The sequence below is a fragment of the Paenibacillus sp. Y916 genome (genome assembly GCF_056786435.1).
Map to the genome: position 1 here is coordinate 354,563 of NZ_JBXCJA010000001.1, position 20,708 is coordinate 375,270.

At 41.0% G+C, this 20,708-nt stretch carries 23 protein-coding genes, 1 tRNA gene and 1 pseudogene; 17 read left to right on the forward strand and 8 right to left on the reverse strand.

The window, feature by feature from the left end; genetic code table 11:
• Window positions 1–174 precede the first annotated feature (174 nt).
• Entirely contained in the window at window positions 175–408 is a 234-nt protein-coding gene (locus AC1TO9_RS01580) for a hypothetical protein (protein ID WP_482054744.1), read from the forward strand.
• Between the two features lie 207 nt (window positions 409–615).
• Here the strand turns inward: AC1TO9_RS01580 and AC1TO9_RS01585 are convergent, their stop codons facing one another.
• Window positions 616–867 carry a hypothetical protein gene (locus AC1TO9_RS01585; protein ID WP_482058195.1) on the reverse strand — a complete coding sequence of 84 codons (252 nt, stop codon included), beginning with the start codon at window positions 865–867 and terminating at the stop codon, window positions 616–618.
• 179 nt (window positions 868–1,046) lie between these two features.
• Window positions 1,047–1,283, reverse strand: a complete 237-nt coding sequence (locus tag AC1TO9_RS01590) for a glycine zipper domain-containing protein (RefSeq protein ID WP_482054746.1) — start codon at window positions 1,281–1,283, stop codon at window positions 1,047–1,049.
• Between the two features lie 101 nt (window positions 1,284–1,384).
• Here AC1TO9_RS01590 and AC1TO9_RS01595 point away from each other — a divergent pair.
• Window positions 1,385–1,531: pseudogene (locus tag AC1TO9_RS01595) on the forward strand (IS66 family transposase); the annotation flags it as partial.
• Window positions 1,532–1,761: 230 nt separating this feature from the next.
• Window positions 1,762–2,379 (forward strand): MerR family transcriptional regulator, encoded by a 618-nt coding sequence (locus AC1TO9_RS01600; RefSeq protein ID WP_482058196.1) that lies wholly within the window; start codon window positions 1,762–1,764, stop codon window positions 2,377–2,379.
• Between the two features lie 886 nt (window positions 2,380–3,265).
• On the opposite strand, the gene AC1TO9_RS01605 is transcribed toward AC1TO9_RS01600, so the two are convergent.
• Window positions 3,266–3,793 carry a PH domain-containing protein gene (locus AC1TO9_RS01605; protein WP_482054748.1) on the reverse strand — a complete coding sequence of 176 codons (528 nt, stop codon included), beginning with the start codon at window positions 3,791–3,793 and terminating at the stop codon, window positions 3,266–3,268.
• A gap of 181 nt (window positions 3,794–3,974) precedes the next feature.
• Between AC1TO9_RS01605 and AC1TO9_RS01610 the strand changes: the two genes are divergently transcribed.
• The gene (locus AC1TO9_RS01610) at window positions 3,975–4,166 is read left to right on the forward strand and encodes a hypothetical protein (RefSeq protein WP_482054749.1); all 192 of its coding nucleotides are present in this window, start codon (window positions 3,975–3,977) and stop codon (window positions 4,164–4,166) included.
• Window positions 4,167–4,511: 345 nt separating this feature from the next.
• Here AC1TO9_RS01610 and AC1TO9_RS01615 read toward each other — a convergent pair.
• Window positions 4,512–4,583: transfer RNA gene (locus AC1TO9_RS01615), tRNA-Val, on the reverse strand.
• Between the two features lie 385 nt (window positions 4,584–4,968).
• Here AC1TO9_RS01615 and AC1TO9_RS01620 point away from each other — a divergent pair.
• Both AC1TO9_RS01620 and AC1TO9_RS01625 read left to right on the forward strand, forming a co-directional pair.
• Entirely contained in the window at window positions 4,969–5,412 is a 444-nt protein-coding gene (locus tag AC1TO9_RS01620) for a GNAT family N-acetyltransferase (protein WP_482055236.1), read from the forward strand.
• Window positions 5,413–5,501: 89 nt separating this feature from the next.
• Window positions 5,502–5,741 (forward strand): DUF3892 domain-containing protein, encoded by a 240-nt coding sequence (locus AC1TO9_RS01625; protein ID WP_482054750.1) that lies wholly within the window; start codon window positions 5,502–5,504, stop codon window positions 5,739–5,741.
• A gap of 62 nt (window positions 5,742–5,803) precedes the next feature.
• Here the strand turns inward: AC1TO9_RS01625 and AC1TO9_RS01630 are convergent, their stop codons facing one another.
• A complete protein-coding gene (locus tag AC1TO9_RS01630; RefSeq protein WP_482058197.1) occupies window positions 5,804–6,541 on the reverse strand; it encodes an MBL fold metallo-hydrolase in 738 nt (245 codons plus the stop codon).
• Window positions 6,542–6,680: 139 nt separating this feature from the next.
• Here AC1TO9_RS01630 and AC1TO9_RS01635 point away from each other — a divergent pair, with 139 nt between their 5' ends.
• From AC1TO9_RS01635 to AC1TO9_RS01645, 3 genes are all read left to right on the forward strand, one after another.
• Window positions 6,681–6,908 (forward strand): hypothetical protein, encoded by a 228-nt coding sequence (locus tag AC1TO9_RS01635; protein WP_482058198.1) that lies wholly within the window; start codon window positions 6,681–6,683, stop codon window positions 6,906–6,908.
• A 154-nt stretch (window positions 6,909–7,062) separates the two neighbouring features.
• Window positions 7,063–7,617: a copper amine oxidase gene (locus tag AC1TO9_RS01640; RefSeq protein ID WP_482054752.1), complete on the forward strand. Its 555-nt coding sequence runs from the start codon at window positions 7,063–7,065 to the stop codon at window positions 7,615–7,617.
• 100 nt (window positions 7,618–7,717) lie between these two features.
• Window positions 7,718–8,023: a DUF1292 domain-containing protein gene (locus AC1TO9_RS01645; RefSeq protein ID WP_482054753.1), complete on the forward strand. Its 306-nt coding sequence runs from the start codon at window positions 7,718–7,720 to the stop codon at window positions 8,021–8,023.
• A 96-nt stretch (window positions 8,024–8,119) separates the two neighbouring features.
• On the opposite strand, the gene AC1TO9_RS01650 is transcribed toward AC1TO9_RS01645, so the two are convergent.
• Window positions 8,120–9,595 carry an aminotransferase class I/II-fold pyridoxal phosphate-dependent enzyme gene (locus AC1TO9_RS01650; RefSeq protein ID WP_482054754.1) on the reverse strand — a complete coding sequence of 492 codons (1,476 nt, stop codon included), beginning with the start codon at window positions 9,593–9,595 and terminating at the stop codon, window positions 8,120–8,122.
• Window positions 9,596–9,724: 129 nt separating this feature from the next.
• Between AC1TO9_RS01650 and AC1TO9_RS01655 the strand changes: the two genes are divergently transcribed.
• Window positions 9,725–11,023 (forward strand): MFS transporter, encoded by a 1,299-nt coding sequence (locus AC1TO9_RS01655; RefSeq protein WP_482058199.1) that lies wholly within the window; start codon window positions 9,725–9,727, stop codon window positions 11,021–11,023.
• 29 nt (window positions 11,024–11,052) lie between these two features.
• On the opposite strand, the gene AC1TO9_RS01660 is transcribed toward AC1TO9_RS01655, so the two are convergent.
• Window positions 11,053–11,676 (reverse strand): YktB family protein, encoded by a 624-nt coding sequence (locus AC1TO9_RS01660; protein ID WP_482058200.1) that lies wholly within the window; start codon window positions 11,674–11,676, stop codon window positions 11,053–11,055.
• A 228-nt stretch (window positions 11,677–11,904) separates the two neighbouring features.
• Here AC1TO9_RS01660 and AC1TO9_RS01665 point away from each other — a divergent pair, with 228 nt between their 5' ends.
• Together AC1TO9_RS01665 and gndA are read left to right on the forward strand one after the other, a co-directional pair.
• Window positions 11,905–12,501 carry a hypothetical protein gene (locus AC1TO9_RS01665; RefSeq protein ID WP_482054757.1) on the forward strand — a complete coding sequence of 199 codons (597 nt, stop codon included), beginning with the start codon at window positions 11,905–11,907 and terminating at the stop codon, window positions 12,499–12,501.
• A 174-nt stretch (window positions 12,502–12,675) separates the two neighbouring features.
• Complete coding sequence (gene gndA / locus AC1TO9_RS01670) at window positions 12,676–14,088, forward strand: NADP-dependent phosphogluconate dehydrogenase (protein ID WP_482054758.1); 1,413 nt, start codon at window positions 12,676–12,678, stop codon at window positions 14,086–14,088.
• On the opposite strand, the gene AC1TO9_RS01675 is transcribed toward gndA, so the two are convergent.
• Window positions 14,069–14,392, reverse strand: coding sequence for a hypothetical protein (locus AC1TO9_RS01675; protein ID WP_482054759.1), 324 nt, complete (start codon window positions 14,390–14,392; stop codon window positions 14,069–14,071). The genes gndA and AC1TO9_RS01675 overlap by 20 nt on opposite strands.
• A gap of 188 nt (window positions 14,393–14,580) precedes the next feature.
• On the opposite strand from AC1TO9_RS01675, the gene AC1TO9_RS01680 reads away from it, so the two are divergent.
• The 5 genes from AC1TO9_RS01680 to ptsP all read left to right on the forward strand — a co-directional run bounded on the left by AC1TO9_RS01680 (window position 14,581) and on the right by ptsP (window position 20,675).
• Window positions 14,581–15,093, forward strand: coding sequence for a shikimate kinase (locus AC1TO9_RS01680; protein WP_482054760.1), 513 nt, complete (start codon window positions 14,581–14,583; stop codon window positions 15,091–15,093).
• A 57-nt stretch (window positions 15,094–15,150) separates the two neighbouring features.
• Complete coding sequence (gene aroA / locus AC1TO9_RS01685; protein ID WP_482054761.1) at window positions 15,151–16,440, forward strand: 3-phosphoshikimate 1-carboxyvinyltransferase; 1,290 nt, start codon at window positions 15,151–15,153, stop codon at window positions 16,438–16,440.
• Between the two features lie 33 nt (window positions 16,441–16,473).
• Window positions 16,474–16,887, forward strand: coding sequence for a CoA-binding protein (locus AC1TO9_RS01690; RefSeq protein ID WP_482054762.1), 414 nt, complete (start codon window positions 16,474–16,476; stop codon window positions 16,885–16,887).
• A gap of 156 nt (window positions 16,888–17,043) precedes the next feature.
• The gene (locus tag AC1TO9_RS01695; protein ID WP_482058201.1) at window positions 17,044–18,930 is read left to right on the forward strand and encodes a glucose PTS transporter subunit IIA; all 1,887 of its coding nucleotides are present in this window, start codon (window positions 17,044–17,046) and stop codon (window positions 18,928–18,930) included.
• Window positions 18,927–20,675 carry a phosphoenolpyruvate--protein phosphotransferase gene (gene ptsP / locus AC1TO9_RS01700; RefSeq protein WP_482054764.1) on the forward strand — a complete coding sequence of 583 codons (1,749 nt, stop codon included), beginning with the start codon at window positions 18,927–18,929 and terminating at the stop codon, window positions 20,673–20,675. Before AC1TO9_RS01695 ends, ptsP begins: the two co-directional genes overlap by 4 nt.
• Window positions 20,676–20,708 lie beyond the last annotated feature (33 nt).

The following is a 20,708-nucleotide window of genomic DNA, read 5'->3' on the forward strand; positions in this document are numbered from 1 at the left end:
GGGATGACCGTCATGTCCCAAGTAGTTGTACTAGGTTTATTGGATACCGTAGATGAAGGTGTTGTATAGTATGATAGAAAGTGCATTGTTTGAATAGAGCCTCTTAACCGGTGCTATTCATGTCTGTATAGAAATGCGATAATCGAGTAAAGACTATTATTTGGAGGCTGTACAATGGAAACTGAGGAAGAGCAGAGTGAACAAGTAATACCGGTAGAAGATGATGAAGGTAATTTCAAACTGTTGGTTGCAGAGAAAATACTTTATATTAAAGCCGAAGTTGAAGATGATCTTGATAGTGATGCGATATTCTATTACGAGGATGGCAAGAAATATAAAGGTGTCCACACCGAAAAAGCGGTAGCACAATTTAATGAATGGATTAAAAGTGAAGAAAACAAGAGTTAACATTTCGAGCGATCGGAAAGGGAGAGAAATATAAAATATCAAGAATGATTTAGAGAAGAGCATCCTCGCGGGTGTTTTTTCTTTTGACTTCATAATTTATAGATTAGGGGCATGGCTTTCTTGATTATTTAAGGTACTAAGTATGAGGGTATACAAATGGATGTCCTGGATAGATCCAGAACCTCCATCTTATCAAACACTAAGGTATTATCCATTCAAAAAAGGGCTTAGAGCTTCTATCTGCTTTTGTTTATACAATTCAAGCGTTCTATCAAAGTCGTTCATCATATCTTTATAGCACTGAGTATAATAGCAGAGCAACCTTTCGTGAGGTTCAAATCCTGATAAAATACCACCCAATTCTGATTCTCGTGCATATTCAAATTTTGCAAATTCTAAGGATAGATCATGACAAATTTTTTCCTTATCCTCATAGGCTATATGTGAGAAAAAATGCATTAAGTTTTACCTCCTCTCAAGAATAATAAAAATCTCAACATTTTCTCTATTCGACACAAGAGGACGAAATACCTATCGAAAGGAGAATGAACATGGATGAAAGTATTAAAAGGCTCTACCAGTTTAGATGCTGGTAGAGCCTTCTTTAACGTTAAACTTGAATCTTTGCTAGCACTTGTTTATTCTGATCGGTGTGTGTCGTCGTTATCTTCAACAGCTTTACCTACTTTATTGCCTAACGTTGCACCTGCGATGCCACCTACGATGGTTCCAATAGGACCCAAAGCGGAACCCATGACAGCGCCCACAGCACCACCACCCACGGTTCCTACAGTATTTCCAGTGCCAACGCCATCATCATTGTTCGTAGAGCGATCAGAACTATTGTTTCGATTACGTGCATTGTTTTTAGTCATCTAATCTCACTCCTCCTTTTTATGAACGCTGCTACTTATAGCGCAGTCCCAAAACATATCCTGCCCTAACTCGTTTGAAAGGATTCTAACGGGTGAGGCTGTTCCTCGAAGATGGAAGGCTCAAAATTAACAATAATCGAAGAGAACGAGCGATTAAGCCTTTTGCCATCGGTCGTAAAAACTGGATTTTCGCGAATACACCTCGTGGTGAAAAAGCTAGTGCTACCATATATAGCGTGTTTAAATCATAGTACAGCATAGATGAGTCCTCATTTTGTTGAACAGGTGGGGGCTATTTGACGCTTACGATTTTTTTGTTGGTTTCTTACTATTTTTATAGCGGCAATGAGCCTTTGTATGATCGTGGCTAATTGTGTGCGAGTTGCTGTATTGGCGATGACCCCTGGTTCACGCAGCGAAACTTAATGATATAGTTAAACACATAATTTAATAACTGATTGTACCTATGGAGGCTTGTATGAAGTATAAGATCAGTGAAATATCTGCACTACTTAACGTGACCACTAATACAATAAGAAGATATGAAAAAATGGGCTACATCACTTCGAGGAGGTCAGAAACGAGCAATTACCGATATTTCACCGAAGACGACATCACCATATTTATGAAGATCAGAAGAGATTGCGTTGCTCTTTCCTATGTGCTTTATCAAAGAGGTGACAAAATCTTAACTGAACCCAACAGAGTGACGGCCATAAATAATTATTTATATCTGTCACCGGAAGTACAGCGAATCTACTTGATCCGGAAAGAGGATATAGAGAACGACAATATCGTCCTAAATGCCGGCTGGACTATGAAAATGAAGGATGTAGAAAAATATAATATTAAAGAAAATGAATATACGGAAAGATATGAAAAACGGAAATCACTGTTTAGTGTGGCGAAGCTTCCGCTCCAGACGGACAAAACCAATGGGTGGTTGGATATACTGAAAGAACCAATTCGGTATATGCAGGAGCATAACCTAAAAATTGAGGGTGATATTATTGGAGTTGTCATATCCAACGCGTTGGAAGAAGACAGAGAAATGCAGTATATTTTGGTGGGTATACCCGTAACGGAATATTTATAAGCGCTTTATTGACTCTGACACTGTGTCACCCTTTATATTTAAATTCATGTAAATAAATGAATTTAAATTGAAGGGGAATTGACACACATGCATAGGAAGGCGAAACGGTATGTTAGGAAGGACCTAATCCCATTAGGCAGGTCAAGGAAAGCTCTAAGAAAAATACTGAAAGTTATTATAATTTTTACTGTAGCATTCGGAAATTTTGGCGGAATCCAAACCGGCTAGTGTAGATAATACGCATACCAATATCTGGGGCGGGGCAAGTGACAATGGGGAGTCACCGGATACAAGGTATACGCAGACTCGCAATTGTTGGCAACGGTAACGGAGAGTGTATACAACCTAACGGGGTTGACTGCAGGAACCAGCTTATAAGGTTTATCAAGGAACTACACTGCTGACAACTGTGACTAGTTCGGTTTACACTTACAATGTGACCGGCTTATCGGCAGGAACAAGTTATACATTCACCGTACAGACGGGAGATGCGGCAGGCAACTGGTCGACCAGCGGACCGAGCGTGGCGGTAATTACAGTGAAGAATAGTCTATGCGAGGCCACTGAAAAACTTGTGATTTTAACTTGCTACAGTGTATGTAAATTGAAAAAGGCGACTTTTCATTCAGAAGTGATGAATGAAAAGTCGCCTTTAGTGCGCTTGGCAGCACGCCGACTAAGGAGTGAATAGTTATGATCGGGACCCGTAGGGCATTACTTAAACATCTTTTAGGGGCTACGCAATCAGTCATAGCCACTAGGCATCTTTAATCCTAGACGAAGCACTATCTGGCGATTGATACTTGCACGAGCTACTATGCGTTTTTTGAGACTGGGTTTCCGCATTCCGATTTTCATAATATGGTCCCTAACGACTCAATTGTATTTACTCTAATAGTTTTTTCTTTTGTTCGCGGAACTCTTCGTCGGTTAGGAGGTTCTGCTCTTTAAGTTTCCCTAATCTTTCTAACTGGGACAATACGTCGTTGTTGGTTGGAGCCACTTGATTGGGTTCAGGCGTCTTGGCTGAGATAACTTTATTTCTGATAAAGTCAGAGATAACTTGAGCGTGTTTATTATCCATATTGTCTATGACTGCTGTATTTCCAGATCCAAGAATCGTGATTTCTCCTAATTTTAGAAATGACTTCTTTTCGAACTGAATCGAAGTGATCTTGTCGTAAGGGAAGTCCTCTATTTTAGAATTAAATAAAATTTTGAACATAAGGATTACCCGTTTGTCTGTCGCTATAATAAGACCAAATATCTTGCTGTATCTTCCTTTCGCTATTGCTTCTATGCGTTCGCCTTCAGTTAAAATACTCGGAAGTTCTTTGATTTCTTTATTTTTTAGAAAGTTGATTCCGCCATCAATTGCTTGTAACTGATTAAATATCTCTTCTAGGTTAGGCATAGTATCACTCCTGATAGTCCTCATCGGTTGAGGTATTCGCTACTAAAATATGACTTGAATACAGTCTATCAAAACTAGGTAAATATATCCATGTAACTATGAGAATATTTGATAAACACTCGAATAAGGAATGAATGTTCGTATATGATACAAGCGAATGTACTTATAGGGAGAGGGTGTCATGTCAGCTAAATATATCGGTCAAATAGTCGAGATTATCTATATGTACCAGTCAGGAAAGATTACACAAAGTCGCATTGAGGTAAACTCAATCCGTAACGAATTGATTAAAGCGACCGATCTCAGGATTGGATCACCACGGGCATTTCGCACGGACAATGTACTGACATGGCAACACATTAAAATATCTTAGGGGTGGGGAAATGCTTGAGGATCTAGAACGTAAGATATTGTGGAAACTTTCTAATTTTTATTCGATGCATAAAATATTTCCTTCTATCAAGAAAAACAGAATACTGGAGTAGTTATTAATGTGACACTGGATTCCGATTGTGGTTATTATAGAAGGAAGTTAACTGAAGCTTAATGATCCTTTCATTATTAAATACCCCGCTAACCTTAATTGGTCGGAGGGGTATTTTTTTAGCTGTTTTGGGGCTATCGTACGAGAACACTCTTAAAATTTGGTGGTTGTTCACCAACATCTAACCAACCTATAAAAACAGAAAAACCCTTGATACACAAGGGTTTTCAGTGATGATCTGTACTGGATTCGAACCAGTGACCCCTACCCTGTCAAGATAGTGCTCTCCCGCTGAGCTAACAGATCGAAATGGTATTATATTATGTCAGACACAATGAATATCATATCAGTAGCGGGAGTAGGTGTCAATATCATATTATGAGAGGTTCGTAGTATGAAGTTGAAGAGATGCATCTTATGTAATGAGCCATTGCTCAGTATATGTTTCATTCATCATCCCATTTACGAGAGTAGCCCTTCTTGGTGACATAGTAGAAAGAGTAGATAAGGACGATGGTCATCACGACCACAGCAGTAATGGTAACTCCCATACCCATGAAGATATCCGACTCCTTTCGTGTTAGAATAGGTCTTGCTAATTAATCAAACTATACAACAATTTATTTTTTTTGTATAATAATTCGATTAGAAAAGGATTATGAGATATACGATCAGAGAGAGAGGTAATGAAATGGCTGCTGAAATTATTCATGTGAACACAGAGGAACAATTACAATACGGAATGGATATTCGAACAAAGGTATTTGTGGAAGAGCAGCAGGTACCACTTGAGCTTGAAATGGATGAATATGATGCGATTAGTCCTAATGTGCATCACTTGTTAATACAAGATGATGAAGAATATGTGGCCACGGGTCGAATTATTTATTACGACGATGATACAGCGAAAATGCAACGGATTGCGGTTATAAAGGAATATCGTTCAAAGGGATTCGGTCGCGTGTTGATGATCGCGATGGAAAAGTTGGCGGTGGAGCTAGGATTGCAATATGCGGTACTGGATGCTCAATGCCAAGCGGAGTCTTTTTATGCTAAGCAGGGATATGAAGTAATCTCAAAGGAACCTTTCGATGATGCCGGAATTTTACATGTTCGTATGAAGAAGAAGTTATAGTCCCAACCTGCATCAAACCATCACCTATTGGGAAGCCTAGACGATAGCCCTGAACATCATTAGAAAATCAATTAAAAGGAGCGATCGCTATGGAAACATCAGGCCGTGAACAATTTGTTGCTGTGCAGAAGAACGGGGATGGGGATCTAACGGCATTTCAGACTTCATCAGGTCGTGTATTGGCTTATGAACAAGCGCTGCAGGAAGTGAATGCAGGGACGATTGCTGGCGTTAATATATTTAAAGGGAAAGATGGAGGATTGTACATTCGTGGAGATGCGGATGGAGATCCATCTAATAACTTAGATCAGTTACCTATTTTTGAATAATGCAAGACTGAAAGAGCCAGCTGTAGACTCCCACAATGGAGCCGCAGCTGGCTTTCTTTTATTTAAAACTCATAAATCAGATTCTGCTCTAAGAAGGTCATGCTACCTGTCTCATTAAGAAAGTGATCCTTCTCATCACTGTAATGCATTAGGTAGATTTTTTGTTGAATATCTTCAGATAGAGTTAGAAGCTCTTGAAGGGTTGTGTGAACCTCTCCAGGACCTTGCAATTGGCACTCATGAAGGATCGTCTTGCATCCGCGTGTTTGAACGAGGCGGCGAAGTAGTGAAGGGTCAAACGTCATGTCAGCGCTGTAAAAGATGCTTTCATTAATATATATAGAGTAACTTGATTTGCCTGGAATATGTTTCGTTGGAATTAATTCTACTATCATATGTTCGGTTATGTAATGAGGTTTCAGCGGCTGAAGCGGCCGTACGTCAAAGATGTCCTCTAATCTGGTGATTTCCCCGGCTTGATAACATCCACCTTTTAAAGTGTTCTCCCATAATGGTTCAACGAGATCATCTGAGATATAAAGAATCATCTTGCGCTTGTATATGTACTTCATTTGGAAAGCTAATTCTTCGAGTCCACCTACGTGATCTGCGTGAATATGGGTGATGAGTACCGCATCTATTTCATTAAAAGCTTTGCCCAAGTTGTGAAGTGCAAGTGGTGCTGTTATGCCACAATCAATGAGAAGAGTGAACTGTTCATCATAGAGTAAGGCATTGTTATTGTAATAGCTTTTGGCAAAAGCATTTCCAGTTCCGAGCATTTCTAATTGTAAACTCAAGATGATTACCTCCTTTTCTTGTCAGGTATCATTAATATAGCATTCATTAGGTAGTGGCGACAGCAATAATTTTCATAGAGGATGTACAAAAAGTTATAGTTCAGCGTTCCCATTAGGTGGAATTCCCATACAATAAGGTATGGTTATACATCTGGAATGGGGTGTGATGATGGTTAAATCTATAAGTAAGAAACCAGTTCAACCTAAAGGCGAAAAGGTAGTAAAAGAAATGAAACTTGTTACATCTCAAGTATGTGAAGTTTGTAAGACACCTTGTGCGGATGGAATAAGGTATAGAGAAAGAATGAGGATACCTGGCGCATTAGGGAACGGTATTCCTTGTATTCTAACCAAATGGAGTAAATAAATAGTAATGAACATGAATGCTACGAAAAACCTGCAGAAATCAGTTCTGTAGGTTTTATTTAGGCGATACCCTCTTTTGACCGCAACTTGCACATAAATGTTGTGTATATATGTATAGCATCATGAATGGAATAGGTTGGAGGGGGCGTTTTATTATGAGATGGAAAAAAATAATAGTGAGTACAATTGTCATGTCCCTCATGGGGGGGTCCTTGATGTTTGCCGATCCAGTCAACGAGAAGATTCGCTTTTGGGTAAATGGGCAGGAAGTTCAAGATGGTGGTTTTGTTTTAGAGGGGCGGACGTATGTGCCTATTCGGTCGTTTGACGGCCATGTGAGCTGGGACTTTAATAATAATCAGCTTAAAGTGATTAAGCCTAATGTACATATCTTTCTATTTAAAGGAGATACGGTATTCGGCAACGTAAATAAAGGTAAACTGAAGTTTAACGTATTTAGTCAAGTGGATAATTTAACCGAGACTATCAAATCAGTGAAGGTGGCCATAACGGACCCCTCTGGTAACACTAAGGATATTCAATCGCAGGATCTAAATAGTGATCAGAAGGATAACTTTTGGTTTCGAACAGATGATTTTACATATGATTTCAAGAATGCAGGGAAGTACACTATCGGATTCTATCTTAAATACTCTGAAGATTCAGAATATGAACTGGTCTCACAAAAAGTCATTACAGCCTTAAATTAATAATTAAACTTGCGATATGTGACAGGTGAAATTGACCTGAAATGTCTTCCATGGTACGATACCAAAGTATAAAAATTCTAACTTGAAGTGAGGTGTTAAAATGAGCGATCACAAACATGAACACGACGAAAATTGTAATCATGATCACGAGCATGATGAGGATGAGTTGGTCCTTACGTTGACGGATGAGAATGGTACGGACGTGGAGATGGTTCTTGTAGAGACTTTCGACGTTGGTGAGAAGGTCTATGCTCTGTTACTCGAACGTGAGAACCCTGAAGCAGACGGCATTATCCTTCGCATGGAAGAAGAGGACGAGGAAATGGTTCTTTATAACATCGAGGATGAAGAAGAGTGGAACGCTGTAGAAGCCGTTTATAATGTGCTTGTTGCACAGCAAGAATAGATGACATTCTGTCCTTACATAAAGAAGCTCCGTACCGACTAGGTACAGAGCTTTTTTTGTGTTATTGATATTCAAAGTTTGGATTATGTTTAAAATTTAGAAAATGGCATCCGTCTCAACGATAACCTTGATATTGTGAATATAGCGGTCTTCAGGTCCTTTAACAGGCAAGCCTACTTCGATATGATCTATAATATAATCGATATTATCTTGGGAAATGACTTCACCTGGAAGTAGAATAGGAATCCCTGGTGGGTAGACATATATAAATTCGGCAATAATTCGGTCAGCAGACTCTTTAAATGGAATAACCTCGGTATCTCCATAGAACGCTTCTCTCGGATTGATGGAGAGTAGCGGGATTTCCGGAATTTTGATAACCAACTCATAAGCTTGATTCTCCACGTAATAGGTGTCTGAGAGCTCACGTAAGGCGGATAGGAGAATCTCAATGGTATCTTCTTTATCCCCTGGCGTAACGAGACAAAGGATATTATACATATCGCTTAATTCAACCTCAAGATTATACTGCTCGCGTAGCCAATTCTCTGTTTCATATCCCGTAATTCCAAGATGACGTACATGAATCGTTAGTTTGGTAGGATCGAGATCATGCGTAGCTTCGCCACCAAGAATCTCTTTGCCGAAGCAATACAGACCATCGATCATGTTGATTTCATTTCGCGCATATTGTGCAAGTTCGATGGCTTTCTGTGCTATGGCATGTCCATTTAGAGCTAGATTACGTCTGGATGTATCTAGCGAAGATAGCAGAATATAAGATGTTGAAGTTGTTGTCAACATACTAAATATGGTTTGCGCACGCTGTGGATTTATTAACCCGTTCTTCACATTCAGATTTAGAACCGAGCTCTGAGTCATAGAACCACCTAGTTTATGAACACTAGTGGCAGACATATCGGCCCCAGCTTCCATAGCTGATGTAGGAAGATCTTCATGGAAATGAATCAATACACCGTGAGCTTCATCGACTAGCACAGGAACATTGCGACTGTGAGCCAGCTCGACAATCTCCTTTAAGTCTGCACATAATCCGAAATAGGTTGGGTTGATAACTAAGACCGCTTTCGCATCAGGGTGTCGGTCAAGGGCTCTTTTAACAGAGGATGTTGTAATTCCATGATCAATCCCTAAATTCTCATCTCGAGCAGGGGAGACGAATACTGGTTTAGCCCCGGAAAAAACAATGGCTGACATGATAGATTTATGAATGTTTCTGGGAATGATAATCTTATCACCTGGCGAACAGGTGGATAGAATCATTGTCATAATAGCACCGCTTGTACCTTGTACACTAAAATAGGTATAATCAGCTCCAAAGGCATCAGCTGCCAATGCTTGCGCTTCTTCAATGACACCAGTTGGCTGATGTAAATCATCGAGCGGAGCAATATTGATTAAGTCTATGGAAAGGGCATTATCCCCAATGAATTGACGAAATTCTTCATCTGATCCTCGACCCTTTTTGTGACCAGGTATATGGAATTGTACGGGGTTAGTAGCAGCATGGTTTTTCAGTGCTGTAAAAAGCGGTGTTTTACTGTGATCCATGGAAATTTCACACCCTTTCTTAAATAAAATACAAGGATGAGTATAACAAATCGGGGGGGGAATGCAAGCTTTTGTTCAATGGAGTAACATTAAGTATAGAAGATACTATTTAGGGTGAAGGGAGTTACGATGACAGAGATTACTACGACAGCTTCAAAGAGAGCTGCAAATAATCAATTGAGGTCTCCTTTTTTCGTGGAGCTGATGATCATTATATTTCTAGTTGAGTTTCTAAAGGGCTCCCTACTTGTAACACTCTTGCCCATATATATGAAGAACTCTCTAGGGTTAACGGCTTGGACTGTGGGTGTAGCGTTCTCCTTGCAATATGTTGGTGATAATCTCTTTAGAAGTCCTTTTGGTTGGTTAGCAGAACGATTAGGATACCGAAAGACGATGTCAGGAGCGCTACTGATGACCGTTATTGCGGTGGTGATCATTGCCTTCACCTCTGCCCCGATGTGGATCGCTATAGCATGTTTAATTCTAGGGATCGGTACATCTCCACTATGGCCCTGTGCAATGACAGGTGCTACAGAAATTTCGGGACCTAATAATAGCAATGGTACTGCGATCGGGGCGCTAGAAACGGCTTCATTACTGGGAATAGGTGCGGGTCCTATTGTGATGAATTTTCTAATGCAACGGACAAGTTCGAATTATCACACTTCTTTTTTAGTACTCATTGGTTGCGGTATCGTACTTGTGTTAGTTGCCTTGCTTCTCCCGGGGAAAGTGAAGAGTGTACAGCAACGCAGGGTGCTAGAAGAGGTCACACATAAGAATGTCATCATATTAATGGTCTCTAAGGCTAAACAATTGATCATTAGTGTTAAGAAGACAATGTATGAAGTGAAACATTCATTACAAGTAAGCTGGCTTGTCTATCCTGCGTTGTTCCTGCAGTCATTTGTCATTGGGATATTAACGCCCGTTATAACCTTATATGTACAAAGTGAACTGGGGTTCTCTCCGAATATGTATAGTCTACTGTTAATTGCTGGAGGGGGAATAACAGTGATTGCATTGATTCCTTGTGGCAAATTAATTGATCGTTTCGGAACGGCTCCATTCCTACACGGTGGATTTCTTCTTGCGGGAATATCGATATTCCTATTCTCAATGGTACATTCCGTATGGCTTGTGTTTACTATAGTAGCGCTAATTGGGGTGAGCTATGCTTTTATTTTACCCGGATGGAATACTTATGTGTCTCATTTAGTGCCTAAGGGGGAACGCGGAGCGATTTGGGGATTTTTCCTGACCCTGCAAGGATCTGGTATGATAGTAGGTCCTCTAGTATCAGGTAAGATATGGGATGTTATGGGGCATGAAGCCCCATTTATAGCAAGTAGTTTAGTGATGGCTATCTTGTTCGTTGTCCATTTATTGTTAACGCGTAAACCACGGACAGGAACGACGGTGTGAGGATTAAGAGTGCGAGTTTTGAATAACCTCTAAAAAGACATTTTGTACAGCGGTAATAGTTGTTCAAATGTGCTATGAATAAGGGCTAGTAATTCCTCACCGTTATGAAGAATGGGATCATCATTATCAATGCGCAATCCACACATGATTTCGGCTTTCTTTACGGTAGATAATTTGTGAGCCATAGCTTTCAGATCAGCACTCTTTACATCTGAGTGAAGTGTTCCACGGGGATCCATGTGATCCATGGACCAATAGAATTGTTGCGGGACCAACTTATTAATTGTTGTGGTTTGCGCTTGGAGTTGCTTGGCAAACTGCAATTTATTAGGACTTTCATAGATGACGGCGAATATAATAAAGAGATGGGATTGAAACATACCCACTTGAAAATGAGGTAATGCTTTATATCCTCTTTTACTAGTTCCCCAAGCGACCCAAGTATCCTTAGGCGGATTGACTTTACGGCGTGCGTGCTTGGCTACATGTGGATAGATCTCTTCTCCGCAGAGTGCGGACAGGAATGGAGCTATCTCTGTTCCGAGTAATTCTAACTTTGGACGAACATTAGCTATGAGAGCTTGCATACGATGTTCGAGACCTGGAACGTTAAAAACGTCAAAATCCTGTTTCGTAAATCCTGTGAACGACATGGTAGTGCCTCCTGTATGCTTGTTTGAATTGGTATCACAATATGATAACACACCTTTAAGTCGAGGATTAAGGTTGGCCGATTTCACTTATTTGCAGAAGAATGTTTAATGATGATTTTTTTAGGGTAAAAATAGTCAATAAACCAAGTTACCATTACATAAGATAAAGTATAAAATATAGTATGGAGATGATCCTGTTGTGTAATAGCCAATTTAGGAGGGAGTGCCATGAACAAGAGCTGTGAAGTTGAGTACTGTAATCTGGAGCTCCGATTCAATCGGCGACATATTCAAGACTTGATCAAGGATTTGATTCAAGAGGGCTATTCCCTTTATTGGAGTGAGAATGAGACATTATTTATTGTTTCAGTGAGGACGGGACGGAAATTAGTTAAACTGCGTTTTTTGAAAACGCGTAGCGGTTATAAAATGGTGGGAGATTATATTATTCGTGACGCTAAACTTTCCGATTGGATGGAGAAGTTAATTGGAGACACAAGAGGACACGCGGTTGTGAAACGATTTAAGGATAGACAGGTTCTTATTGAGAATATATTGTTCGGAGAAGTAATTCGCTTGGTGGAAGTATCCGGTTATGAACAACGGGTGCTGTACCAAAAGGGAACATATTTCAGTGAACGAGAGATGAACGACATGTATTATTCACTAGAAGGAGATCTACGATTACAAATACGACGGATTGAAGTGGACGAAGAATTAGAGAAGTTGTATGAAGCAATGAAGGAAAATGACACGGTGGAGATGGAGCTGTGCAAAGAACGACTTCGAGAATTATGCCAGGAATTGTTGGCCCTTGAATGGTGAACCTGTCCTTTGTTAACAATAAGAGGGACAACTGAGAGAAACACCTCCCAAACTTGTGAGGTGTTTTCTGTATCGGGAAATAGTAAGAGGGGTTCACTTCTTGGTTTAAAAACGGTAATATATAAGATGAGCGTTAAGATTTTATAATAAACAGAGCAAAGGATGAGAAACCAAATGGCAAAACAACAAATAGGAGTCATTGGACTTGCTGTAATGGGTAAAAATTTAGCTCTTAACATTGAGAGTAGAGGCTTTTCTGTCTCTGTATACAATCGCTCTCCCGAAAAAACGCAAGATCTTCTGAAAGAAGCTGAAGGTAAAAATTTAAGCGGTGCTTTTTCCGTTGAAGAATTCGTAGGTTCGCTTGAAGTACCTCGTAAAATTCTTATTATGGTACAAGCAGGTAAAGCTACGGATGCAACGATTGAGCAGTTATTGCCATTTCTTGATCAAGGCGATATCATCATCGACGGGGGTAATGCTTACTTCCCTGATACTGTACGTCGCAGTAAAGACCTTGAAGGTAAAGGCTTCCGTTTCATAGGAGCGGGTGTCTCTGGTGGAGAAGAAGGAGCGTTGAAAGGTCCTTCGATCATGCCTGGTGGTCAAGAGAGCGCTTATCAATTAGTTGAGCCAATTTTAACAGCGATTTCCGCTAAAATAGATGGCGAGGCTTGTAGTACATATATTGGACCTGACGGTGCAGGACACTATGTCAAAATGGTGCATAACGGTATCGAGTATGGTGATATGCAACTCATTTGTGAAGCATATCAGCTATTGAAGGATGTTCTAGGTCTGGATGCTAAGGAATTACATGAAATTTTCACGGAATGGAATAAAGGGGAACTGGACAGTTATTTGATCGAAATCACAGCCGATATTTTCTCGAAGTATGATTCCGAGACAGGTCTTCCAATGGTGGATGTTATTCTTGACTCAGCAGGACAAAAAGGTACCGGTAAATGGACAAGCCAAAGCTCCCTTGATCTTGGCGTACCATTGTCAATGATTACTGAATCGGTATTCTCACGCTTCTTGTCTGCAATGAAAGAAGAACGTGTAGAAGCTAGCAAAATTTTGAATGGACCTGCAACTGAACCTTTCCAAGGCGATAAAGCTGAGTTCATCGAAAATGTTCGTAAGGCTTTGTTTACGAGTAAAATCGTATCGTATGCTCAAGGTTTCGCACAACTACGCGCTGCTTCTGATGAGTATGAATGGAACTTGAAATATGGTGAACTTGCAAAAATTTGGCGTGGTGGCTGTATCATCCGTTCCCGTTTCTTACAGAACATTACGGATGCATACGAGAACAATGCCGATTTGAAGAACTTGTTGCTTGCTCCATTCTTTAAAGATATTTTGGAGAATTATCAAGGCGCTTGGCGTCAAACGATTTCAGCAGCAGTTACACGTGGTATTCCAGTACCTGGATTCGCAAGTGCTCTTGCTTACTACGATAGTTATCGCTCAGAGAAATTGCCAGCCAATCTACTTCAGGCGCAACGTGATTACTTTGGTGCACACACGTTCAACCGTGTGGACAAAGAAGGAAGCTTCCACTTTAACTGGATGGAACAATAGGCTGTAAGGGAACCAGTCCATACAAGGCTTCCATTAGGCAATAACGAATGTTATCTTGTTCAAGATAACTTGCGCCAGGTCGCTTAAGAAGTAGTATACTGAGCTCTCCGAAGTATTGGAAATTACGAAGTAAACGTGGCTTAGGGAGTTCCAGCAATGCTGGATCACCTTGGGCCACTTTTTGTTGTACATAATGAAGAACCCATATCATATCGTCACGGCATAACATATGACGGACATCACAAATTTCTTCAAGGCGTCTTAAGCTTGAATTAGCGCACGAACGACTCTGAGAATGGTGCATGAATTAAACTCTCCTCTTAAAGCAGTCTATTTACAGCTCATTCTAGTATATGTAACTCTAGTAGAAATAGAATCTTCCTCGTGTAGTATGATTGTCGAAACTTTTAGGGCTGTGTTATGATATGAAACAACGAGTTCGCAATATCTTTTGGTAATGATAGATATAGGGTGGAATAAAGGGGTGGTCGTTTGCGTCAAACACAACATAATATTATTCTGATAGGAATGATGGGTACGGGCAAATCTACTGTAGGTAAATGGCTCGCACAGCATCTTGAATATAATTTGGTTGATTTAGATGCAGTTCTGGAAGCTCATGAGGGATGTAGCATTGCATCTATATTTACGAACCAAGGGGAAGCTTATTTCCGTCAGGCTGAGACTGGTATATTACAGAAGGTACTTAACGGTAGAAATCAGGTTATCGCTACAGGCGGTGGAGCTGTGCTGAATCCAAAGAATTGTGAGCTAATGAGCCAAGGTAGCTGGGTAGTTGCTTTGACCGCCGAAGCGGAAGATATCGCATCACGTGTTCAAGGGGACGGCCTGAGACCATTACTCGCAGGAAATACAGAAGAGAGAATACGTACGATTCTTGAAGAACGTAAGAATGCATACCTGTTTGCTGATTACACAGTGAATACATCTTTATTCTCTGCGGAACAAGTAGGTTCGATGATTTTAGCGAATTACCGCGTTTAAGAACGTTTGCGGTGATAGATTATCTTGACTATATGACTACAAAGGAGTTTTTTGATAATGGACATTATTGTTAATCCGACACATCAATTAAAAGGGAATATTGGAGCTTTGTCTTCTAAGAACTATACAACGCGTTATTTGCTTGTTGCTGCATTGGCAGAAGGCACGAGCACCATTTATTTCCCAGCACATAGTGAAGATAGCGATGCAATGAGACGCTGCATTCAGGATCTTGGAGCAACGCTTATTGAAGACGATGAGAAGGCTGTCATTACAGGTTTTGGTAAGCATCCAAAAGATGTGAAAGAATTGAATGTTGGAAATGCTGGTGCTGTTTTACGGTTCTTGATGGGGATTGCGGCGTTATGCCCAGAAGTAACATTTGTGAATACATATCCTGATTCTTTAGGAAAAAGACCTCATGATGATCTAATCGAAGCGCTAGGTCAATTAGGAGTTGAGGTTGATCATCATGACGGTAGATTACCGATAACCATTCGTGGGGGCAAGCCAACGGGTGGTAAAATTAAGGTGTCTGGTGAGGTCAGTTCACAATATTTGAGTGCACTATTGTTTCTAACACCTTTGTTAGATCAGGACAGTGAGATCGAAGTTCTAGGGGATTTGAAATCGAAGGTTGTCGTAGGCCAGACACTTGAAGTTCTTGAGCAGGCTGGAATTGTTATTCATGCTCGTGAGGACTATATGTTGTTCCAAGTTCCGGGAAGACAATCCTACGAAGCGAAGAACTATACGGTTCAAGGTGATTATCCAGGTTCAGCTGCCATATTGGCCGCGGCTGCTGTTACGCAGTCTGATGTCGTTGTAGAACGATTGTCTGTCTCAAGTAAGCAGGGAGAACGAGCGATAGTTGATGTATTACAAATGATGGGGGTTCCTCTTACCCATGAGAATGATATTGTTCATGTTAAGGGCAACGGTAAATTGAAAGCGATAGAATTCGATGGTGATGCAGCTACGGATGCAGTGCTTGCCATGGTTGCGGCAGCGGTATTTGCTGAGGGGACATCGAGGTTCTATAATGTAGAGAATTTAAGGTATAAAGAATGTGATCGAATCACAGACTACTTGGCAGAGCTTCGTAAAGCAGGAGCAAATGTAGAAGAGCGCCAGGCGGAGATTATTGTCCATGGACGTCCCGAGGGCGTTGAGGGTGGTGTGGAGATTAATGCACACTACGACCATCGTGTAATAATGGCCTTAAGTATCGTTGGATTAAGATCCGAACGACCAATCCGCATTAAAGATGCTCACCATGTTGCAAAGTCCTATCCGCATTATTTTGATCATTTACAAGCACTCGGTGCACAGGTAGAATGGGTTTAATCAGTCCTATACTTTAGGAAATGGGGTGTCAGGATGTCATTTACTAATCCAACACGTGAAGAAATTAAAGGTATCTTGAAGCAAGCTGGCAATATTGCCATAGTGGGTCTATCCGATAAAAGTGATCGTACATCCTATATGGTTGCCTATGCTATGCAACAGAGGGGCTATCGTATTATTCCTGTTAATCCTACTGCTAGTGGGAAAGAGATTTTAGGGGAAACATGTTATGCTTCGCTACAAGATATTCCCGAACCGATCGATATTGTGAATGTATTTCGTCGTGCTGAGCACTGTGCAGAGGTAGCGCGTGAAGCGGTAGCCATTGGGGCTAATGTGATCTGGCTGCAGCTGGGGATTGTTAGCGATGAAGCTGCGGTGATTGCGGGAGACCATGGATTAACTGTTATTATGGATCGCTGTATCAAAGTTGAGGATGCTATGTAGAGGTAGTCGCACGAAGTAGGAATAAAAGAGACCCTTTAGGTCTTTTTTTTGTTTTTGACAAAATGATCGTCAGAGCGTACCATTTAATGTACATAGGATCAACAATAAATGAAGCTTCATTCGTTTTTGATCGTGTGGAGAAGGGGGAGTGTCACCTTGAATTGGTTGGGATCTTTACAACAGCTCGGAAGAGCGGTCATGCTCCCTACAATGGTGTTGCCTGCTGCGGCTATTTTGTTAAGCGTAGGTAGTTTACCTTGGGGAGAGTGGGGACTTCCAGCCATTGCTGAAGTTAGTACATGGGCAGGCCAAGGGATTTTCTTCTTCTTGCCTTATTTATTCGCGGTAGGGGTAGCGTTGGGTCTTGCTAACCAAGGGGGAGCAGCGGGTCTTGCTGCGTTATCCGGTATGTTTATTTATGACCAGATTACAAGACATATGGGCGATGGAAAGATACAACCAACAATATTAATTGGAATTATCTTCGGTATGATCGCAGGTGTATTATATAATCGATTTAAACTTATGAAGCTTCCAGAAATTTTTCAATTCTTTGGTGGAACACGATTTGTGTTTCTGAGTATGGGGTTATTCTCGGCTATATTCTCGTGGTTTATGGTTGGAATAGCGCCCATTTTACAGCGAGGTCTTGATGAACTGACTCTCATGGTTACACATTTAGGAGGGTTTGGGCTCTTCATATATGGGATGCTATATCGGATACTTACTGCCTTTGGTCTGCATCACCTACTAAACAATGTGTTCTGGTTCCAGCTTGGAAACTATACTACGCCGCAAGGAAATATCGTGCAAGGTGATTTGCCGCGTTATTTCGCAGGTGATCCGACGGCTGGGACGTTCATGGCTGGCTTATTTCCAATCATGATGTTTGCTTTGCCGGGTATTGCTTTGGCAATTATTCATGAGGCCCGTGAGGATCTTAAACCTAAAATTAAGAAGACATTTCTAACAGCTGCATTAGTTTGTTTTTTTACAGGGGTTTCTGAACAAATTGAGTTTGCCTTCTTATTCGTAGCTCCCTATATGTATATTGTTCACGTTGTATTGTCTGGAATTGCGATGTGGATTACGTATGTATTGGGAATTCATCATGGATTCTCTTACTCGGCTGGGGCTATTGATTACGTACTCAATCTTCATTTGTCGAGCAATGCCTGGATGATCATACCTATTGGAGTGGTGTACGGGGTCATCTATTATGTGTTGTTCCGCTGGGCTATCCATAGATTTCAGATCCCAACACCGGGACGTGAGGAAGGATCGACACTAGAAGATTGGGCAGGGAATATACCATATCAAGCACCGCTCATATTGGAAGCACTTGGTGGTAAGGAGAATATTGTGCAGGTAGAATCTTGTATTACCCGCCTACGACTTACCGTTAAGAACGATAGGCTCATTGATAGTAATGCGCTTAAGTTACTTGGTTCAGCAGGATTGATTAAGCTAGGCGGCGGCAATGTCCAGGTTGTTTTCGGTACATATTCAGAATTGATTCGTGAGGAAGTTAATAAGTTGATGCAAAGAGATTTGCCTCAAGTACTGTTTAGTGCTCCGCTTCAAGGGCGTATGTTACCGATTGAAGATGTACCTGATCATATATTTGCTACCAAGTTGGTCGGAGATGGCGTGGCATTTATGCCCGAGCGAGATGAACTGGTCTCCCCGGTCTATGGAACGATCATTCACTTGTATCCTACGATGCATGCGATTGGAATTTCGACACCGGAAGGTCTTGAGGTGCTTCTTCATATTGGGATAGATACATCGCAGCTCAAAGGTGGACACTTCGAAGCTGTCGTCAAAGAAGGAGATTCTGTAGTTCCAGGCCAGTTGCTCATTAAGTTTGATTTGGCGTATATCCGTAAGCATGCTAAATCATTGGCGACTCCGATGGTAATTACCAATCCTGAACGAGTTAAATCATGGAGCTTTGCTCCTTTCAAAGGCGTAAAAAAAGGGCAGGCATCCGTGATGTCTGTTGTATTATACGACAGGAATGTTGGAGGGTTTGAGTCATGATACAAGGTTTTGGTGCGGCTTCTGGAGTCGCTATTGGTAAAGCATTTGTTCTTCCTAGTTGGGAATGGGATCTACCTGAATCCAGAATGGATACGATTGATTTAGCGAAGGAATTCGAACGATTGTACGAAGGGATTCGCACCTCAAGGAATGAGATAGAAGTCATTAGAGACGAATTCAAAGAGGTGGTAGGCGAAGAGGAATCCAATATTTTCGATGCACATCTTGCGATACTAGAAGATCCAATCTTTATGAATGAGATCCAAGGGATCATTGAACGTCAATATAAAGCGGCTGAAGTTGCTGTGAAAGAGGCTATTGACCATTTTGTAACGATGTTCGATCTGCTAGATGATGAATATATGAAAGAACGGGCATTAGACATCAAGGATGTTGGAAATCGATTGTTAAAGCATCTCCTTGGTGCACCTGAGATTACACTTCCTCTGGATACTCAACCGTATATATTGGTTGCTAAGGAGCTATCTCCATCCCAACTAGTACATTTAAATCCTTCCCATGTGCTTGGGATAGCTACCTTAGTTGGTGGGAAGACATCTCATTCTGTTATAATGTCGCGGGCTTTAGGAATTCCGTTTGTATCGGGATTGGAGAATATTCTAGAGACACCTATTCAGACTGGGGATATGATGATCATAGATGGAGATCAAGGTCATGTGTTCGTGCATCCGAATGAATCTACGATCATCCATTATTCAGGTCAACGAGTGAAGCAGAAGCAGAAGAAAGAGCAACTTCAACTTTTGGCCTCTGTAGAAGCGGTGACTAAAGATGGAGTTCAGATGAATCTATCTTCCAATATTAGTTCTGTTAAAGAAATGGACACGGCATTGAAATATGGCGCCGTGGGGGTAGGACTTTTTCGAACAGAATTCATATATATGAATCGAGATACATTTCCAAGTGAGAAGGAGCAATTGGAGGTATATCGTCATGTAGCAGAATCAATGGGTAGTGGATCCGTTGTTATTCGTACATTGGATATTGGGGGGGACAAGCATTTGGATTATTTCACTCTTCCAGAAGAAGATAATCCATACCTTGGATACCGCTCTATTCGAATAAGTCTAGATCACAGGGAGTTGTTCAAGACCCAACTAAGGGCGATATTACGTGCAAGCCATTATGGCAATGTAAAGATCATGTATCCTATGATTTCATCGGTGGAAGAAGTGAGACAAGCGAATGAAATTCTTCGTGAAGCAAAGTCAGAACTAGATGAATGTGGAATCCCTTATAATCATGATATTCTGGTTGGGATCATGATTGAAGTGCCAGCGGCTGTTGCGATTGCTGATTTACTTGCAGAAGAAAGTGATTTCTTTAGCATTGGTACGAATGATCTTGTACAATATGTCCTTGCTGTTGACCGAATGAATGAGCAGATTGCCCATATGTACCATCCGTATCATCCAGCAATACTTCGTATGCTTCGATCGACCGTTGAAGCTGCAAGAAATGCAGGTATCCCAGTTAGTGTCTGTGGTGAAATGGCCGGGGACGAGCGTTCTATTCCCTTATGGATGGAACTGGGAGTGCATGAACTTAGTATGTCTCCAGAATCATTGCTAAGGATCAAGCATCGCCTTCTGAATACATCTGCTGAAGAAGATAAGGAAGTAGCAAGACAATGTTTACAGATGCGTACGAGCACAGAGATTGAAAAATTGTTGAATGACTACCATGATGCTCACAGAAGCAGCATTTCCATCGCTCTAGATTAGTGATTATATAAGGCAGTTCAAAAATTCATCTTT

What these genes read in the sequence shown, in the direction of transcription:
- AC1TO9_RS01580 (WP_482054744.1), top strand. Translation starts at nt 175, where the DNA reads ATGGAAACTGAGGAAGAGCAGAGTGAACAAGTAATACCGGTAGAAGAT.
- AC1TO9_RS01635 (WP_482058198.1), top strand. Translation starts at nt 6,681, where the DNA reads ATGGTTATACATCTGGAATGGGGTGTGATGATGGTTAAATCTATAAGT.
- AC1TO9_RS01600 (WP_482058196.1), top strand. Translation starts at nt 1,762, where the DNA reads ATGAAGTATAAGATCAGTGAAATATCTGCACTACTTAACGTGACCACT.
- ptsP (WP_482054764.1), top strand. Translation starts at nt 18,927, where the DNA reads ATGATACAAGGTTTTGGTGCGGCTTCTGGAGTCGCTATTGGTAAAGCA.
- AC1TO9_RS01690 (WP_482054762.1), top strand. Translation starts at nt 16,474, where the DNA reads ATGTCATTTACTAATCCAACACGTGAAGAAATTAAAGGTATCTTGAAG.
- AC1TO9_RS01640 (WP_482054752.1), top strand. Translation starts at nt 7,063, where the DNA reads ATGAGATGGAAAAAAATAATAGTGAGTACAATTGTCATGTCCCTCATG.
- AC1TO9_RS01605 (WP_482054748.1), bottom strand. Translation starts at nt 3,793, where the DNA reads ATGCCTAACCTAGAAGAGATATTTAATCAGTTACAAGCAATTGATGGC.
- AC1TO9_RS01655 (WP_482058199.1), top strand. Translation starts at nt 9,725, where the DNA reads ATGACAGAGATTACTACGACAGCTTCAAAGAGAGCTGCAAATAATCAA.
- AC1TO9_RS01590 (WP_482054746.1), bottom strand. Translation starts at nt 1,283, where the DNA reads ATGACTAAAAACAATGCACGTAATCGAAACAATAGTTCTGATCGCTCT.
- AC1TO9_RS01620 (WP_482055236.1), top strand. Translation starts at nt 4,969, where the DNA reads ATGGCTGCTGAAATTATTCATGTGAACACAGAGGAACAATTACAATAC.
- AC1TO9_RS01675 (WP_482054759.1), bottom strand. Translation starts at nt 14,392, where the DNA reads ATGCACCATTCTCAGAGTCGTTCGTGCGCTAATTCAAGCTTAAGACGC.
- AC1TO9_RS01660 (WP_482058200.1), bottom strand. Translation starts at nt 11,676, where the DNA reads ATGTCGTTCACAGGATTTACGAAACAGGATTTTGACGTTTTTAACGTT.
- AC1TO9_RS01610 (WP_482054749.1), top strand. Translation starts at nt 3,975, where the DNA reads ATGTCAGCTAAATATATCGGTCAAATAGTCGAGATTATCTATATGTAC.
- aroA (WP_482054761.1), top strand. Translation starts at nt 15,151, where the DNA reads ATGGACATTATTGTTAATCCGACACATCAATTAAAAGGGAATATTGGA.
- gndA (WP_482054758.1), top strand. Translation starts at nt 12,676, where the DNA reads ATGGCAAAACAACAAATAGGAGTCATTGGACTTGCTGTAATGGGTAAA.
- AC1TO9_RS01585 (WP_482058195.1), bottom strand. Translation starts at nt 867, where the DNA reads ATGCATTTTTTCTCACATATAGCCTATGAGGATAAGGAAAAAATTTGT.
- AC1TO9_RS01645 (WP_482054753.1), top strand. Translation starts at nt 7,718, where the DNA reads ATGAGCGATCACAAACATGAACACGACGAAAATTGTAATCATGATCAC.
- AC1TO9_RS01665 (WP_482054757.1), top strand. Translation starts at nt 11,905, where the DNA reads ATGAACAAGAGCTGTGAAGTTGAGTACTGTAATCTGGAGCTCCGATTC.
- AC1TO9_RS01650 (WP_482054754.1), bottom strand. Translation starts at nt 9,595, where the DNA reads ATGGATCACAGTAAAACACCGCTTTTTACAGCACTGAAAAACCATGCT.
- AC1TO9_RS01625 (WP_482054750.1), top strand. Translation starts at nt 5,502, where the DNA reads ATGGAAACATCAGGCCGTGAACAATTTGTTGCTGTGCAGAAGAACGGG.